We start from the raw sequence: 16,472 nt of genomic DNA, 5'->3' as shown, positions 1-16,472 counted from the left end.
GGATTAGAAGGTCATTCATATGACATATCCAGTTATGTGATTTTTTTCTCCAAGTATCTGAAATAGGTATAACATATTATAGCATTATTTTTCATTAGTAATTAATACCACATATTTCATAAGAAGAGCAGCACCTTCCATAGAAAAAAAGCTGGCTCTATGCACCAACTTTTCTTCTTATCGTTTGCGATTATGCTGCTTTGGAAGCTTTGGAAGCTTTCGTAGATTTTCCCAAGAAACCGTACAAAATGTTGAGAAGCGGTGCCACAATACAGAAAATAGCGAACGGCAAATATTCAAGTGTCGATACGCCGAGTGTCCCTGTAATAAATACCCCACTGACGCCCCAAGGAATTAGCGCATTAAAAGCTGCTCCGCCATTGGCGAGTATTCTCGTCATTTCCTTGCGTCCCACATCAATCGCATCATACTGAGACTTGAACGCTTCTCCCGGTAAAATAATGGACAAGTACTGCTCTCCAAGGAGAAGGTTAATCCCCATAGAGCTTAGCGCCGTCATCAGAATCAGCTTTCCTTTTGTGCTAACAAATGAAGAGATGCGAGAAATAATCGTTTTGATGATGTTCATTTCTACCAACAGCCCGCCTAATGATAATGCAAGCAAAATAAGGGATACAGACCACATCATGCTCTGGATACCGCCGCGAGACAACAGCTTGTCCACGCTCTCAACGCCTGTGTGCGCAACGTAACCATCCTGCATCAGCTTAGACAGGCTTGCCAAGCTTGTGTCTGGATGATAAATAAACAGAACTCCGATGGTAAAGACGATGCTTAGCAGCAAAGTCGGAATGGCCGGAATTTTACGCCATGCACATAGGAAGAGCACTAATACCGGAATCAAGGTCCATGCAGATACGGTAAATGACGAATTCAAGGTCTGAACGAGTTCGTTAATCTGTTCGCCTGTCGTCAGCACCTTCGCATGCCCTACAACTCCAAAGAAGAGAAGTGAGATCAGAAAGGCGGGAATGACGACACGCATCATATAACGAATGTGATCGAATAAATCGACTTCACCAATGGCGGATGCCAAGTTCGTCGTATCCGATAATGGCGAGACGTTGTTCCCTAAGAATGCGCCTGAAATGATTGCCCCGGTCGTAATGGCGGGATGATATCCCATGATCTGACCCATTCCGAAGAAGGCAATACCTACGGTTGAGATAGTTGTAAATGAGCTTCCTACTGTAATTCCCACGACTGCACAAATGACAAAGACAGAAGGCAAAAAATATTTTGCGGACAAGATGCCAAAGCCATAAACCATGATCGTCGGAATTGTTCCTGCTGCAATCCACACGCTGATTAAGGCTCCAATTAGCATAAAGATGAGAATAGGGATTAACCCGGGCGTAATGCCGTTCGATATTCCTTTGTGAACGCGATCCCAAGATATGCCCTTTATTTTAGCGAAGACGATAATAATCCCCAAGGAGAATAGTATCGGAATTTGTGGATCCATGCTTAAGCCGATAATACAAGCTCCTATAATGGCTAATAAAACAACTAAAAGAAATAGGCTTTCTTTCAGTGTAACCTCTTCTTTCTTCATATAAGCCGAACTCCTTCATGACCATCTATTGCAATGCTGCGCTCGCAAAATGGGGTCTATAGATTGGACATATCCTATGCTGTCTTAGCGATTCATGCGTTGTTCAGCCTTATTATACGCACCATGCCATACAGGTCCTACAAATTGATTAAGCGCGAATCCGCCTCCAATGCCTGCTGTGACGAATTGCTTCGCTGCAGCTACCGCATCCTTGACCGACATCCCCTTCGCAAGACCCGCAGCGATAGCCGCCGCAAATGTACACCCTGCACCATGATTATGATTCGTATCCAACTTCTCAGCTTCGAACATCGTGAATGATCGACCATCGAACAGGAGATCAATGGCTTTCTGATCTTCCAATGTCTTGCCACCCTTAATGACTACGTTCTGTGCTCCAAGCTCATGGATCTTGGCTGCAGCTTCCTTCATATCCTCTAGCGTGCTGACTTTGCGAATTCCCGCAAGCTGCCCCGCTTCGAACAAGTTCGGTGTCACAACTGTTGCTTTAGGAAGCAGAAGCTCTCGAATGGCTTCGCCGTTTTCCGGTTGAACAACTTCATCCTCGCCTTTGCACACCATAACAGGGTCGATGACGACATTCGTGATGTCGTGCTGATCAATAACTTCTCTAAGCAGCTCGATGACAGGAATGGAGCCGAGCATGCCTGTCTTCATCGCATCTAGTTTGCCCCCAGATAGTACAGTTTTAATCTGATTGCGAACAAGTTCAGGATCAATCGGATATACGGCATGATGCCAGTTGTTATCCGGATCCATGGTTACGATGGAAGTAATGGACGAGAAGCCAAATGTTCCATATTCTTCAAAAGTCTTCAGATCCGCCTGCAATCCTGCGCCGCCGCTTGAATCTGAGCCAGCAACTGTTAATACCTTCTTGATGTTTGTCATATCCGGCACCCCTTGGATAAAGAGGAATGCGCAACAACCGAAGATTGTTACGCATCCCATTTTTATTAATGTGAATCTTACATTTCGTACATGTAGATTTTTTCAAGCTTGTCTTGCATTGCTTTCTCAATCTTAAGCGCATATTCTTCGAATACGTCTTTGTCATGAGCATATGGAGACAATGCACAAGCACGAAGGATTGTAACCTTACCTGCACGATCCCATTCTTCTCTGCTAAATCCAAGACTGTTGACGAATTCCAATGGGCTGTTGCCATAGTCAGGAATTGCGAAGTCTGTATGAGATGTAATGAATTCGTTGCTGTACAATCCGCCCTTCACATAGGAAGCATAGTCGAAGAAGTCATGGTTCAACTTGTTCATTTTCTCCAAGTCTGTGTTGCCTTCTTCGTTAAATACATAGTCAACCATGTTGAAGTCTGGTTTAGTCAATGGATGAAGTTTAATCACTTTGCCATTAACGTTGAATGTTCTTTCCTTCAAGAAGTTGTAGAAGCGGTAAGCCCCTTCGATGCTCGCACCCATCAATTTACCAAAGCCTGTAACGTTGAGTGGCAATACTTTGTGTGCTGTCCATACAGCCGCTGCTGTTGCACCTGCTTTGGAACCTTCGAGAATATACGCACCAAGCAATGCTGGGATATCTGCACCCTTCTCGAATACGTATGTTGCGAAGTAAGAGATCGCGTCGCGCATTCTGATATCTTGAATAACGATTGCACCTGCAGAGTAAGGGATATAGCCCATTTTGTGCGGGTCAATTGTAATGGATTCAACTTTGCTCATTGCTTTGAAGGCTTCATATACATCTTCTGTAAGCCATTCGTCCTTCAAGCTCATATCAGTGAAGATATTGTGTTTCTTGAATACTTCATTAATTTTGTTGTATTCGATAAATTGATCATTTTCATCCAAGAAGATGGAGCGTGCATAGCCGCCGTAAGCTGCATCGACATGGATATAGAAGTAGATGCCTTCTTTCGCCAATTTTTCACGAAGAGCAACGATTTTATGAATATGGTCGATTTGACCTTCTTCTGTACTGCCGACTACGCCGACAACCCCAAGGATTGGCGTATTTTCTGCTGCCAATTCACGAATGCGTGTTTCCAGCTTCTCAATATCCATATGATAGCTGCTGTCTACATCGACTGCTTCAACAGCATCCAAGCCGATACCGATAATGTCGGCTGCTTTCAACCAGGAATAGTGTTTTGTTTGCGGAATCAGCCATTTACCAAGCTTGTCCAAATAACGACCGCTGCGTGCGGATTTTGCTTTGATGTCGTCCAATTGATCTTGAACTTTGTCCATGATGTCCATGATTTCTTGCGTAGACATGTTGAGCAATTCCCATTCGGATTTGCCTTCTACATGCTCAGGCGCAACTTCTTTAATCGCAAGCGGCAAGGACTTGATGTTACGTGCATACCAGAGACCTTCCAAGTTCGCGATGGAACCATCAGCACAAATGTGGCCCCAGCTATGTCCTTCGCGATAGCTCATCATTTTGCACAATTCATGTCCAACTTCTTCTTCCATCTGGGATGTACCTGGAGAAGATTCATAAGCTACGTTGTTACCGTTCCACAGCATTGCTGCTGTATAAGCAATAATTGCTGGCATCAATGTTTCCGAGTTCATATGACCCCAGAAACGTCCTGCTGTATGCCATGGCAAGGATTCGGAACGAAGCTTGGAAGACAATTGATCGAATACGCTGCGCATATGGTCTGCAGTATCTCGGAAGCTCTCAGAGCTCTTATCGAAAGGAGAGATGACTGGCAAATCTTGCGGTTGATAGTTTTGTCTCCAGCCAACATGCTCGTCCACAATTTTATTCAATACTTCTTTGAAGAGATTAACGTTCTCGCCTTTAGAACCAAGGAATAATGCTTTCAAGTTAATTTCCGGAATTTGATAGTTCATGTTCTATTCCTCCCGTGATGTATAAATGAATTGAATGTGATGAAACGAATTGATGAAGCACTTAATTTGTGAAACTATTCACTCTTTTTCCAGCTTGGCTTCTTGAATTTATATATGATAAGGGCGATGCCCACCATAACAATTGTTGCGCCTACTTGATATATGATATAACCCGTTGTTTGGCTTGGTTCGAGAATAGATGGTGGAATCAAGCTAACAACCAATGTTATGCCTACGCTCAACAAGGCCAGCAAAGCTACGAACCACATCAAGCCATTGCCTTTGCTGCCAAGTCGGAATGGTCTTTCGACTTCAGGCATTTTGTAACGAAGACGAATTGCTGAAATTGCGATAAAAGCATATACGAGACAATAGAGAATTGTCGTTGTAATTGTGATAATCAAGAACGCACTGTTTACGTCAGGTACTACGATATAAAGAACGGAAACTAACGAGATAACAATCGCTTGAATCAATACGAACGAAATTGGAATACCTTTTCCATTTCTCTTTTGGAAGAATGGCGGCAAGTTACCATCTTCTGCGACCTTGATCATCGATTTACTTGGTCCAAGTACCCATGCACTAAGCTGAACGAGTACACCGATCAAAATCATTGCCGAGATAATATTAACGAAAATTGATGGAATGCCTAAGTCTTCACAGAAGATCAGGTAAGGCTGCGTAATGTTCGCAAGCTCCATTTTCCCCATTGGAACACCGTTTGCTACAGTAAGACCTGCAATCAGGTTGAAAATAACCAGCAAGATAACGGAAGCGATAACTGCAATCGGATAGTTGCGTTTCGGATTTTCGATGTTATTCGCATGTACAGAGGAGATCTCTACACCAGCGAAGATAAAGATGATACCGGACAAGAATGCCAAGCTTCCCAAATCGCTTAGATTCGGCAACAAATTGCTTGCTTTGAAGTCAGCCAAGTAACCTTGTGGGTTAATGCCATTTTTGATCATGTACATAATACCCAGGATTACGAGAATAACGAATGGGATATATACCCCGATAATTGCGCCCCAGTTACCTGCAATTTTGACCATATCGAACTTCAAGTTCAATAATGTAACGCCCCAATATGAAATCAGGATAACTGCGAATATGAAGTAATTGTTTGATGATAAATCGGGAACATTAATGACGTATCCGAATAGAACCCCTACTGTGGATGCGACCATTACCATCCCGAAGAACATTTGTACCCATAAGAGCCATGAGGTAACGAAGCCCCATTTCTCGCCTAAAGCGTTTTTAACCCATACTTGCGGTCCGCCCTCTTCAGGGAACCCTGTTGACAGCTCGGCTGACATCAACGCGATTGGCAAGGCGAACAATACGGCTGCAACCAACATATAAAAGATTTGAGTCCAGCCGGTGGCGGCAAGTGTCGGCACACTACGAACAGTACCGAAGAACGCCATCGTAATCCCAATTAACCCGAATAGCGTCAACTTTTTTGAATTGGCCATTGATCTATCCTTCTTTCTCTCAGTTGTCTAACCTTTTCAATCTTCCTAAATTATTCAAATCAATGAATAAGGTATGAATTGAAACTATAGGAATGCAATTGAAACGCTTCGAGCTCACCCCTTGATCATATGAAATTATTTATATAGTTTTGTTAATCGATTAACTTGCACCGTCAGTATACGCCTCATTTTTTTGTTCTGTCAATTCGATTCAACACCTTGTCACATAAGGTTTTTTCGTCATTTTCCAGAATCTTGTTAGCAGATACTTTAAAGCTTTTTCCAGCAATTCGATGAAGGCTTTAAAGGTTTTTCGCTTCTATAGGTAAAAGCATTTCCAGGGTGAAATAGTGAATATAAATGCGGTAAATAGTATTTTTATATATACATCAATTCATCTTCTCTATCATTTATTTATTGATATTGAACACACATCCTTTCAATCATGAAATAAAAGCACACATGGGGATTGGTTGCCTACTAGAAGATATCACTATCATGCGTTGGGGAAGTTGTTCTTATTCCCTAAGGTTGAACGTAATTGAGGGCAAAACTGGATTGGGGAACAAAGAGTGAAGAAAATACAAAAGGGAATACTTATACATGCTGGGGAATATGTTTACCGGTTTGCTGGAGTAAGGGAAACCTCTCAGAAATAGATAATTCCCTCTCTATTTCTATTTTTTATCAAATTCCACTCAAATGCTTGAAGTACGCAGATACAAATGAAGAGGATTAATTTGGTAAGTAATTATATTGAAATCGGCTATTTCTTATATCAAAACGTGTACCCTTTCTTATCTTCCTATGATAATCCTCATATTTTAATTGTGAAATATATCATAGCCAAACATTTCAATTTTTGATCTTTTTATGGCCTTTATAGATTAATGCGCTCAATCTGCATCAGAAAGTGTATAATTTCTCTTCAGCTCCCACTTTTTTGAACCAAGCAGCATTCATTGGTGACGTTCCGTACAAAGAAAGGACTGGATTTTGTCTCAATCCAGTCCTTCAAACTTCTATCATCTATATAAATTAAATGATGACTCTATTTCTTAGGATGATGATCTATTTGAGCCGTATCCCAGGATACCAATCGAGCATGATTTCGAATGCAGCGTTCGCTACGACATCTTCTGTTCGGTACTCGCTCAAATCATATACAGGATCAGGCTTCAACTTCTCCATATATTCCTTCATCACTCTGCTGTATCCGATTAATCTGCGAGAAGGGAGTAGGGTACTTGGCTCACTACTCTCCAACCTTCGTTGTCCCCTATTCACTACAAGCTTGTCCAAGCCTTCGTCCATCTTTTGAACAGTCGCCTGCTGATCGCCCTTTGGGTTCACAACCTTCACGTTCACGGTCACATGGTCTACAGATTCTTTATCCAAGGCTCTGCACCATAGAGACAACCACGACTCTGCCTTAATATAATACCTGCCTTGAAAATAACTCTTAATTGTTGGAAGCAGAATATGTAGCTTAGGCTGGCAACTCTCTTCATTTCGTATAATATCCAACATTCGAAAGCAGCCTAGCGATATCTGCTTTACCTGTTTATACTTGCATAATCGATTGAACGCAATTAGCATACGGTCAAGTTCTTCATTCAGTTGATCGAGAGCCACTTCGGCAATCCCGAGATCGAGCATAAGCCAATTGACTTGCATGTCCTGATTGATAGCCGATATAATGCGATGATTCAGTAAAGCACTTTGCAGCGATTTTTTCCACGATTCTGGCATTTGGTTATCCTGCCCCCTAACTAAAGGAGATAAAGGAAAGAGAATAGCTGTAGCAGCTATTCTCCAAATTTCATGAGCAGCTATTCTCCCAATTTCACGAGGCTGTAGCTCTTTTTCCCTTTACGGATAATAATGAAGCGGCCATCGAAGGAATTGTCCACAGTAACTGTCATTTCCAGATCCGTTACTTTTTCTCCATTCATCGAAATTGCACCGTTCGCAATATCTTCACGTGCTTGACGCTTGGATGGTTCGATACCAAGATCAACGAGCCAGTCTACAATGTTTTTCTCTTCCTTAGAAGCATGGAATGTAGGCATATCTTTGAAGCCTTGCTCGATTTCATCTGCAGTCAGCGCTTTGATATCTCCGCTGAACAAGGCAGCTGTAATTTTCTGAGCTTGTACCAATGCTTCTTCGCTATGAACGAATTTGGTCATTTCTTCAGCAAGTACACGTTGAGCTTCACGTTTATGCGGCTCTGTTTGTACTTTCTCTTCTAACGCCTTGATTTGCTCTTGCGTTAAGAATGTGAAGAATTTCAGGTATCTAATTACGTCACGGTCATCTGTGTTTGCCCAGAACTGGTAGAACTCGAATGGAGTCGTTTTGTTCGGATCGAGCCAGATTGCACCGCCAGCAGTTTTACCGAATTTCGTACCATCTGCTTTGAGCATCAATGGAATTGTCAAACCAAATGCTTTAGCTTCTGATCCTTCTTTTTTGCGAATCAAGTCAAGGCCGCTTGTAATGTTTCCCCATTGATCCGCGCCGCCGATTTGCAGTTGTACGTCTTCATTAACGAACAAGTGATGGAAGTCCATCGACTGAAGAATCTGGTACGAGAACTCAGTGAAGGAGATCCCCGTATCGAGACGGCTTGCTACGATATCTTTCGCCAGCATCGTGTTGACGCTGAAGTTCTTCCCGTAGTCGCGAAGGAAATCAAGAATTGTTACGTTATGAGTCCAATCGTAGTTGTTCACCATGCGCAGGCCAGTGTCGCCTTCGTTCAAGAACAGCTTCTTCATTTGCGCAGTCAATGCATCTACGTTATTTTGGACTTGATCCATCGTTTGCAGCGTACGCTCTGTTGTACGGCCGCTTGGATCGCCGATTGTCCCTGTTGCTCCACCAATCAAGATTACCGGACGGTGTCCTGCAAGCTGGAATCTCTTCAGCATCATGAATGGAATCAAGTGTCCGATATGCATGCTGTCCCCAGTAGGGTCAACACCACAGTATAATGATATCGATTTCTCGCTTGTTAATTTACGCAAACCTTCAGCATCTGTCTGTTGATTAATGGCACCGCGCCATTCCAATTCGTCGATAATGTTCATCATTGTGATTCAGCTCCTTGGTGTGAATTTATATTTGATAATTGGGAATGTAAGTTCAAAACGCTACCTTATAGGTTTAGAAATACAAAAAAATCGTCTCCTTGTCTATTGTAGACATAGGGACGATTAATTAACCGTGTTACCACCCAGCTTGCATGAACAGTGCTGCAGCCACTATTCATACCACTCTCGGCAATGATATCGATTGCCAATCCGCTTAGCGTTACCTAAGAACCTCCAGAGTGTAATTCGCAATTCATTGTGTGTACCAGGTCGCATCAACCCCTGGCTTTCTGAGAACAGTGACAACATTGCTACTTCGCTCTTTCATCGGGTTATTCAATATTAGATTACTGACAATCTTAGAACTTATTAAACCGTCTGTCAACACCATTTTTTTGAAATTTTAAAAATTGAAGAAGTTCGGAATCGGGGATCTTTTACGCCTCTGCTACTGTCCGTTCGCAATTAGTATAACTTAAACGGTATGTTCTATACAGCTGGATCAACGTTCAAATCTTCCATTAAGCCCACAACAAGGTCTTGATACAATAGGTTTGATTTGCTCATGGGCTGGGATTGGTATTTGATTAACTATCGGCACAACGAGTTAAAATGTGTGTACTTGAGGATAGCTACGACAACTATTGACCACCCTGTGTTTATGAAGATAGATCATAGCAGCAAAACCAAATGCGGAGAAAAAAATGGACTCTGTATCAAGTTGACATAGTAAGGGAAGTAGGATTGAGATTGATTCTTCATAGAAACAATCTATTATACCTAAAGCCATCATACAAAATATAGAAAAGACAATATACAATTGAATAAACATTTAAATATTTGAACGTAGAGCTTATGAAAGACCGTCAGGATGATCCCTGACGGTCTTTTGGGTTCTGCGCGTATTCGTTACTTATTCAACATCATATACAGCATCTTCGAGATTTCCGCTCTCGTTACTGAGCCGCGCGGATCGAAACGGTTGTTGTCTTTGCTGTTAATGATACCCGTTGCTTGCAGCTTCGTCACCGCATCCTTCGCCCAGCCGGAGATGCTGCCCAAGTCAGCAAATGCTGGCACGGAGGACGATCCCGAAATTGGCTTCTTCATGTATTCTGCCATTTTGTTCAGAATCACTGCCGCTTCTTGGCGCGTAATCGGCTCCGTCGGACGGAATTTGCCGTTGCTGCCCTGTACCAATCCCAGTTCAGCCGCTTTGCTCACATAGCCTGCATAGTAACGGTCTGCCGCTACATCCGCGAATGGCGTCTGTCCTTCTGCTGCTTGGATACCCAGCGCACGGATGACAAGCGTCGCGAAATCCGCTCTCGATACATGCAAGTTCGGGCGGAATTGGTTATTCTCCATCCCCCTAATGATATTCTTCGCAGCCAGCTTGAGGATGTACTCATCAGCCCAACCGCCAGTTAAATCAGTGAACTGCTTGTGCTGCTCAAGCACCGCGAATTGCGCCAGTTGATCCGTCGTGAAGCTAATTGTGCTGCCATCGAACGTACCATCTATCAGCTCTGCTTTGCCGCCCACCAGATGATACAGGTTCGCATAATCTTGCTGTAAATGCTTCTGTTGCTCTGCCGTTAGCGTACGCTTCACGGTAATCGGACCGCTGAATTGCTGAACCGCCGTCTCTGTCTTTCCTTTGACCGTTACTAGCTTGAGCGTGAATACAACGCCTGTCGACTTCAGTTCACCGTTCGAGCTAATTGCCGCGTTGATTGTCGTCTGGATTGAGGAATTCATCGTCGGATCAATATGAAGTACGATGCGATCGACATCTGCAATGCCATTCGGCAAGGAAGCTACCGGAATCGTCACGGTAAACCCAGATCCCACAATTTCAATACTCAATTTGCGCTCTTTCGCTTTCTGCACACCAGCCGCATCCAACACGAGCTGAGCCGCTTGTTCCGAAGACGCTACCTCGAGCTTAATCGCCACTTTGCCGTGCTCTGCTTCATTGAATGCTTTTTCAAGCGCAGCGCGATCTACCGCATAAGCGCCATCCGCGCCCGGTTTAATGCTCATAACCCCTTTGTCCGAAGAAGTCTCCGGCTTAGGCTGAGGTTTTGGATCAGGCTTTTGTTCTGGCTTTGGATCTGGTTTCGTAGTACCAGGGCCTGGATTAAGATTACTCACCTTACCTGTATAGAAGCCCCAAATATCCGATAACACTTGACCGCTGTTGCCGTCTTCTGCCTTCGTATACCATTGATAGTAGCTATCGCCTTGGAGACCGTTCCAAGTAAAAGCTGCCTGCTGGCCGCTCTTCACGTTATTCACTTTGCCGATCGGTAATTCACTATAGACCTTCACGCCAATGTAGTCGGTTGCGACGCGTTTGATCTTCGGCTGTAAATCCAAATCCAGCGAGAACTCGTCTTTGCCAGGATAGAATTCAGGATCATAATAGTTATAATCGTCCAAATATGGCGAATACGTCTTGATGTGAAGCTTGTTGTTCTTCATGTCGAACTGCATCAGACGGATATAGCCGAGACCGCCTTCCGGCGCGCCTTGATAGTCCGCGAGCATCTGATAGACTTTGCGCTTCTCGCCGTTGTCGTCCTCCAGCTCATCGATCTTCAGCTGCGCATCGTGATAGTGTCCGGACAATGCCGCGATGACGTTCTTGTTCGGCTTAATGACCTTCTCGAAAATCTTATCGGCAATCGGGGCACGGTTATTGGATACGAGCATGTATTCATGCAAGCACAAGATTGCCTTACGCTCCGGATATTTCGCCACGACCTCATTCATCCAGTCGATTTCCTTGTCACCCAGGCCCCAGCCCATATAGACGATGATAAAATCATTGCCTCCGGCCGAAACGAGATCGTAGTGTCCGCGATTGTTCTGATAGGACTCGCCGTACGTTGGCATATCCTTGAATCTCTGTTCTCCGAAATACTGCCAGTACTTCGTATAGTCGTTGTCTTGGTGACCAACATCATGGTTGCCAGCAAGCACGCCGTAAGGAATGTTGGCATCTTCCAACACCTTCATATCCTCGTCCGCTTCCTGCCATTGATACTCTTGATAGGATTTATCGACGATGTCGCCCGTATGGATGACATATTTAATATTGTTGCTCTCTTTGTTATCCTTCACCCAATTCACAATTTTCTTGTAAATCTGAGGATAACTCTGCGAGTAGTACTGCGTATCCGACATCCATACGAAGGAGAAATCATACGGATCTTGGGCCGTATCAGACTTCAGTTCCTTCATCTCCGCGATCTCATCTTGCACGATGATCTGGATTGTCTGTCCCATTGCATAGTCTTCGACTTTAACCATGGACTTCAATTCGAAATCCTCTGTGCCTGCAATGCGGGTAACGAGCTGCACCCATTTCTTCGCGCTCTCGTTCCAAGCATACAAGCTGACTTTACGTCCTTCGATTGATTTGCCCTTCCAGACGATATCGACGCGGTCTGTCTTCTGAACCGCTGGGTCAAGCTTAATCTCATAACGTTGGTATGGGAATTGCTCCACTGCGTCATTGACTAAGTAATCGCCGTCTTCTGCGCTGATCTTACGGTAATCCTCTGCCGTTAATGTCTGCTCTCCTTCCGGAATCATGACCTTCGGCGGTTCGTTATCGGATGCGTTCATGAAGCCTGTGAATCCTTCTGCAATACGGTTGCCATCATATTGGAAGCCTCTGTAGAACGTGACGTTCATCGGATCATTCGTCGGATCCTGCACTTTCACTTTCAGACCCACGCTGCCGCCCAATTCGGATTGACCCTGCGTTGGCGCAATCAATTCCGGCTTCAGCGGGTTTTCCTCCGGCGTCGTGAACGTTACCGTGCGCTCCGCTTGATTGCCCACCTTATCGGATGCCGTAATCGTCAGCGTGTGCTTGCCCGCCTTCATGCTGCCGGAAGATAAAGCATAGGGAAGCTTAATATCTTGGTTATCCAGCTTCACGGCCACTTGGTCTACGCCGGCAAGCTGGTCTTTGATTTCCGCATCCAGCTTAAAGTTGCCGCGGTACTGCTTGCCTTCTTCAACATTCGGCTTGATCGAAGGCGGCGTATTGTCTACGGTGACATTCGCCGTCACGTCAACGTTGTTGCTATCGGTCACTTTCACCTGATGCGCGCCGTCCGCCACTTTGGTCGTATCCCAAGCATAGGCGCTCGACTGGAAGTACTTCGCATCCAGATTGAAGTTGAAGCCGATTCCTTCCATTTTCCCAGGACTGTCGCCGATTTTGATTTCTTTCCCCTTCACGTAGAGTGGATCCCAAATCTCGGTACCGTCCGCTAGCATTAAGCGCACGTTTCGCACTTCGAAATCGTCTTTATTCTCTTCCTTCCGGTCGTCGAATGGGCTTGTCTTCGATCCTGCACGAATATAGATCACGTTATCCGCACCAATGTGGAAGCGGCTCGCTTCGATTTTAAAAGTCAATGTCGTATACGTCGGGATCGGATCCATGAACGTATAGAGAATCGTCTTATCCTTCTCGCTCTCCGGTCCCATCGTGACGGCATTCTTGAAATAATAGTCCACGTTCTTCGCTTCGAAGACGAAGTATGCATCATGCTCTAATGCATCGAAGGAACCTTGTGTAATCGCGTGGCCGTCTACGCTTAACTTCAACGTATTCGCAGGCGCTGTCTCCGACGTCCCTTTCAACGTCTTCGTGCCGTTTACAATATCCCCGTTCTTCACGTTGAGACGGAGCGGATCATGACCCGGCTTGCCGGTGATGTCCACCTTGGCCTTCGCCGTCTCCACCTCATTTGTACCATCAGATACCATGAAATAATATTCAATATACTTGCTGCCGATCAGCGTAGCTGCAGGCACGAGATAATGATACAACGAATCGGTGAAATTCTGCGTTAGCGCATAACCGGTATATTCCGCCTCTTTGTCCGTGCGGATAAAGACTTTTACCGTCGCCACTTGCTTCTCATCATCCGCAAAAGCTTTCAGATCAAGGTTCTGCGATTGCTCGACCGACGTTATGCCAGAGCGGTCTTCTGCCTTTGACGGCGTCGTGTCTTGCTCGACATGTACAGGCACGGCCGGAACGAGCGCCGGATCGATCACGCCAGGGGCAGGCGCCGCGAGCCCGGAACTTGTCTTGATCATCGTGATGCTGCCGTCCATTGGATATTTGAATAGAATCGCTTTGTCTTCCTTAGTCTCGTCGCTCACGCCGCCTTCATATACGGTCGTTGCGTCATAATTGGCATAAGAAATTTCTTTGCCCGTGTTCGTCTTAATGACGATACCACGACGACCCGAATTCGCCATGCCGTCACTCATGATTACGAACAAGTTCGTATCCTCAACCAAGTTTGTCTTGTGGAAGTTGTTGAAATCCGCAGCCGTATAGCTATTGTTCGCTCCGTTCTTAATCCAGAACACGACCGACTGCTGAGAAGGAATCATGAAATCTTCTTTGGTCGTAGGCCATTTCAAATCAGCTTCCGGCCCATCATCAGGATATCGATAGTTGACCTTGTAGTTCTTAAAATCGATCGGTGCATCGGTATTGTTGTACACTTCAATCATTTCGAATGCGTCCGATGACATGTTCGGTACGTTCGTCGTGTTCGGGACGATCTTCGTTACGAGCAAGGATGGGACCTTCGCCGCGTTAAATGGCGGAATATTGACATCCACGGTGTAGCTGTTCTCGACGTCTTTCACACGAATGGTGTAATCGAGCGTGGATTCAACGAACGCATTCGCCGGAATGGTGACGCTATAATCATTGCCATTAGGTTGCAGCTGCTTCATTGCCAGCAGGGTGTACTTCGCCTGTGATGGCGACTTGTACAGCAGCTCCACTTTGTCAATTTTGACTTTATCCGGATTGTTCAGCTTCGTAGTAATGAGTAAATCTTTCGCATCGACTTGCTTCGCCGAAGTATGCTCGATTTGAAGCTTGTCCCCTTGTACCGGCGGTAAAGATTCGATCTCGACCGCATATGTACCCGTACGCTCCGGCTGCTGATTTCCGTCCACTGCTTCAATATAGTATTGAAGCAAATTGCCATCAACGACCGCTTTTCCCGGAATCGTAGCTGTATGCTTCACGCCGTCAGCCGACGTCATCACTAGCGGCGTATAAGCCGTCTGAACATCTGTCTTATAGTAGACGGAAGCGGTAACTGAAGTCAGGTTGCCTGTGATGGATGCATCAATCGGCACATCTTGATTCACGAGCGTCTTGCTTGCCGGCACGTGATCGAAATTTAGAGCCGTAGCAGTAGGCGGTTCCCCGATATCCGAAGGGAATGCCGGCACTTGAATCGCCTCAACGGTTCCTGGGGAAGCCGGTTGCGATTCCGCTGCGCCTACCATCGCCATATTCTTGCTTGCATCCATTGGATAGCTATAGTGAATGCCGAAATTTTCTTTGGACCTGGTTACCGAATAAGCCGCTTTGGCAATCTCGACACCGCCTAGCGTATGAATCGCTACGCTGCGTTCTCCCGTATTCGCCATGCCTCCGCCCGCATCAATCCGGAACAAATTCGTGTTTTCAATCAAATTGGACGTATATCCGTTAATTGTATAATTGCTGTTAAATGCATCAGCCGTCTCGTTCGTATTACTGCCATTCATGATCCAGAGCACGATCGTCTGATGCGGCTTGATAATCACGGGAACTTTCTTATCCGTAAGCGACCAGTCATTGTTGCTGCCGTTGTTATACACAACTTTGTAATCTCTGAAGTTGATGTCACGGTTCGTATTATTGTAAATCTCAATACTCTCATAGCCGTCGGCCGAATTCACATTCTTCGTATCCGGCACCAGCTCCGTAATTAATAGCTTCGGCACCTTGGTATAATCGAATCCAGGTGAAGCTTGCGCCAATGCGGGCTGCAGCACGCCAAGCAGCATGCTCCCCAGCAATGCCAGAGACAACCATTTTCTGCGTATTCGCATGTGATCTTTTCTCTCTCCTTTGTTATCTGTTACAGAATGGTAGATCTATTGCTACTGAATTCTACCCCCAAATTGTAATATCCAGGTCATCCCCATATGGAGTGTCTGTAAAAGAAAGTGAAAGCAAAAAAAAGGAATCATATGATTGAAAGCTTTTGGGATTGACAGCCACTGAAGGAGAAACTAACTCAATTATCAAAGAAGAGACAAATACGCTCAATGAAAGCGAAGACAAGAATCTTGTAAAGATCATTATCAAGAACAGAATGTAACGAATACAAAGAAAAAGAGGCTGCTCACAAGTTCTCAGAACTCATGAACAGCCTCTCCACTAATTGATTTATCTAGCATAATGGAACAGAAATGGGACAATGCTTATTGTAAGCCTCAAATCTGCTGTACATAAGGGATTACTCCCCATTGTCTCTGCATTGAGCAATAATTGTTCAATCAGCAATAGAATCCTCCGCTAAGCGCGGTCGACCATCTTCGAATTGCTTCGAAAATGATT

7 protein-coding genes and 1 other annotated feature are annotated in these 16,472 nt (G+C 44.9%); all 7 genes read right to left on the bottom strand.

Annotated features, from left to right (window positions below):
* Nucleotides 1-190: 190 nt before the first annotated feature.
* Nucleotides 191-1,576 (bottom strand): Na+/H+ antiporter NhaC, encoded by a 1,386-nt coding sequence (gene nhaC, locus M3661_RS22285; RefSeq protein WP_065291371.1) that lies wholly within the window; start codon nucleotides 1,574-1,576, stop codon nucleotides 191-193.
* A gap of 84 nt (nucleotides 1,577-1,660) precedes the next feature.
* The gene (gene pdxK, locus M3661_RS22280) at nucleotides 1,661-2,488 is read right to left on the bottom strand and encodes a pyridoxine/pyridoxal/pyridoxamine kinase (protein WP_065291370.1); all 828 of its coding nucleotides are present in this window, start codon (nucleotides 2,486-2,488) and stop codon (nucleotides 1,661-1,663) included.
* A 77-nt stretch (nucleotides 2,489-2,565) separates the two neighbouring features.
* Nucleotides 2,566-4,437 (bottom strand): tyrosine decarboxylase, encoded by a 1,872-nt coding sequence (tdc, locus tag M3661_RS22275; RefSeq protein WP_251488681.1) that lies wholly within the window; start codon nucleotides 4,435-4,437, stop codon nucleotides 2,566-2,568.
* A 74-nt stretch (nucleotides 4,438-4,511) separates the two neighbouring features.
* Nucleotides 4,512-5,921, bottom strand: a complete 1,410-nt coding sequence (gene tyrP / locus M3661_RS22270; protein ID WP_065291368.1) for a tyrosine-tyramine antiporter — start codon at nucleotides 5,919-5,921, stop codon at nucleotides 4,512-4,514.
* A gap of 1,071 nt (nucleotides 5,922-6,992) precedes the next feature.
* On the bottom strand, nucleotides 6,993-7,673 hold the full coding sequence (locus M3661_RS22265; protein WP_065291367.1) for a protein rep: 681 nt from the start codon (nucleotides 7,671-7,673) through the stop codon (nucleotides 6,993-6,995).
* An 80-nt stretch (nucleotides 7,674-7,753) separates the two neighbouring features.
* The gene (gene tyrS, locus M3661_RS22260; protein WP_142545788.1) at nucleotides 7,754-9,016 is read right to left on the bottom strand and encodes a tyrosine--tRNA ligase; all 1,263 of its coding nucleotides are present in this window, start codon (nucleotides 9,014-9,016) and stop codon (nucleotides 7,754-7,756) included.
* Nucleotides 9,017-9,131: 115 nt separating this feature from the next.
* Nucleotides 9,132-9,356: a binding site (T-box leader), on the bottom strand.
* Nucleotides 9,357-9,928: 572 nt separating this feature from the next.
* Entirely contained in the window at nucleotides 9,929-15,961 is a 6,033-nt protein-coding gene (locus M3661_RS22255) for an S-layer homology domain-containing protein (RefSeq protein WP_251488678.1), read from the bottom strand.
* Nucleotides 15,962-16,472 lie beyond the last annotated feature (511 nt).

It is taken from the genome of Paenibacillus sp. MER 180, assembly GCF_023713665.1.
In the GTDB taxonomy this organism is placed as follows: domain Bacteria; phylum Bacillota; class Bacilli; order Paenibacillales; family Paenibacillaceae; genus Paenibacillus_B; species Paenibacillus_B suaedae.
Note: the sequence above shows the minus strand (reverse complement) of the source record. Positions and strands in the feature narration are given on the sequence as shown.

Bases quoted from the DNA above. Each gene is read 5' to 3' on its own strand.
- M3661_RS22265 (WP_065291367.1), bottom strand. From the start codon at position 7,673: ATGCCAGAATCGTGGAAAAAATCGCTGCAAAGTGCTTTACTGAATCAT.
- tdc (WP_251488681.1), bottom strand. From the start codon at position 4,437: ATGAACTATCAAATTCCGGAAATTAACTTGAAAGCATTATTCCTTGGT.
- nhaC (WP_065291371.1), bottom strand. From the start codon at position 1,576: ATGAAGAAAGAAGAGGTTACACTGAAAGAAAGCCTATTTCTTTTAGTT.
- tyrS (WP_142545788.1), bottom strand. From the start codon at position 9,016: ATGAACATTATCGACGAATTGGAATGGCGCGGTGCCATTAATCAACAG.
- pdxK (WP_065291370.1), bottom strand. From the start codon at position 2,488: ATGACAAACATCAAGAAGGTATTAACAGTTGCTGGCTCAGATTCAAGC.
- M3661_RS22255 (WP_251488678.1), bottom strand. From the start codon at position 15,961: ATGCGAATACGCAGAAAATGGTTGTCTCTGGCATTGCTGGGGAGCATG.
- tyrP (WP_065291368.1), bottom strand. From the start codon at position 5,921: ATGGCCAATTCAAAAAAGTTGACGCTATTCGGGTTAATTGGGATTACG.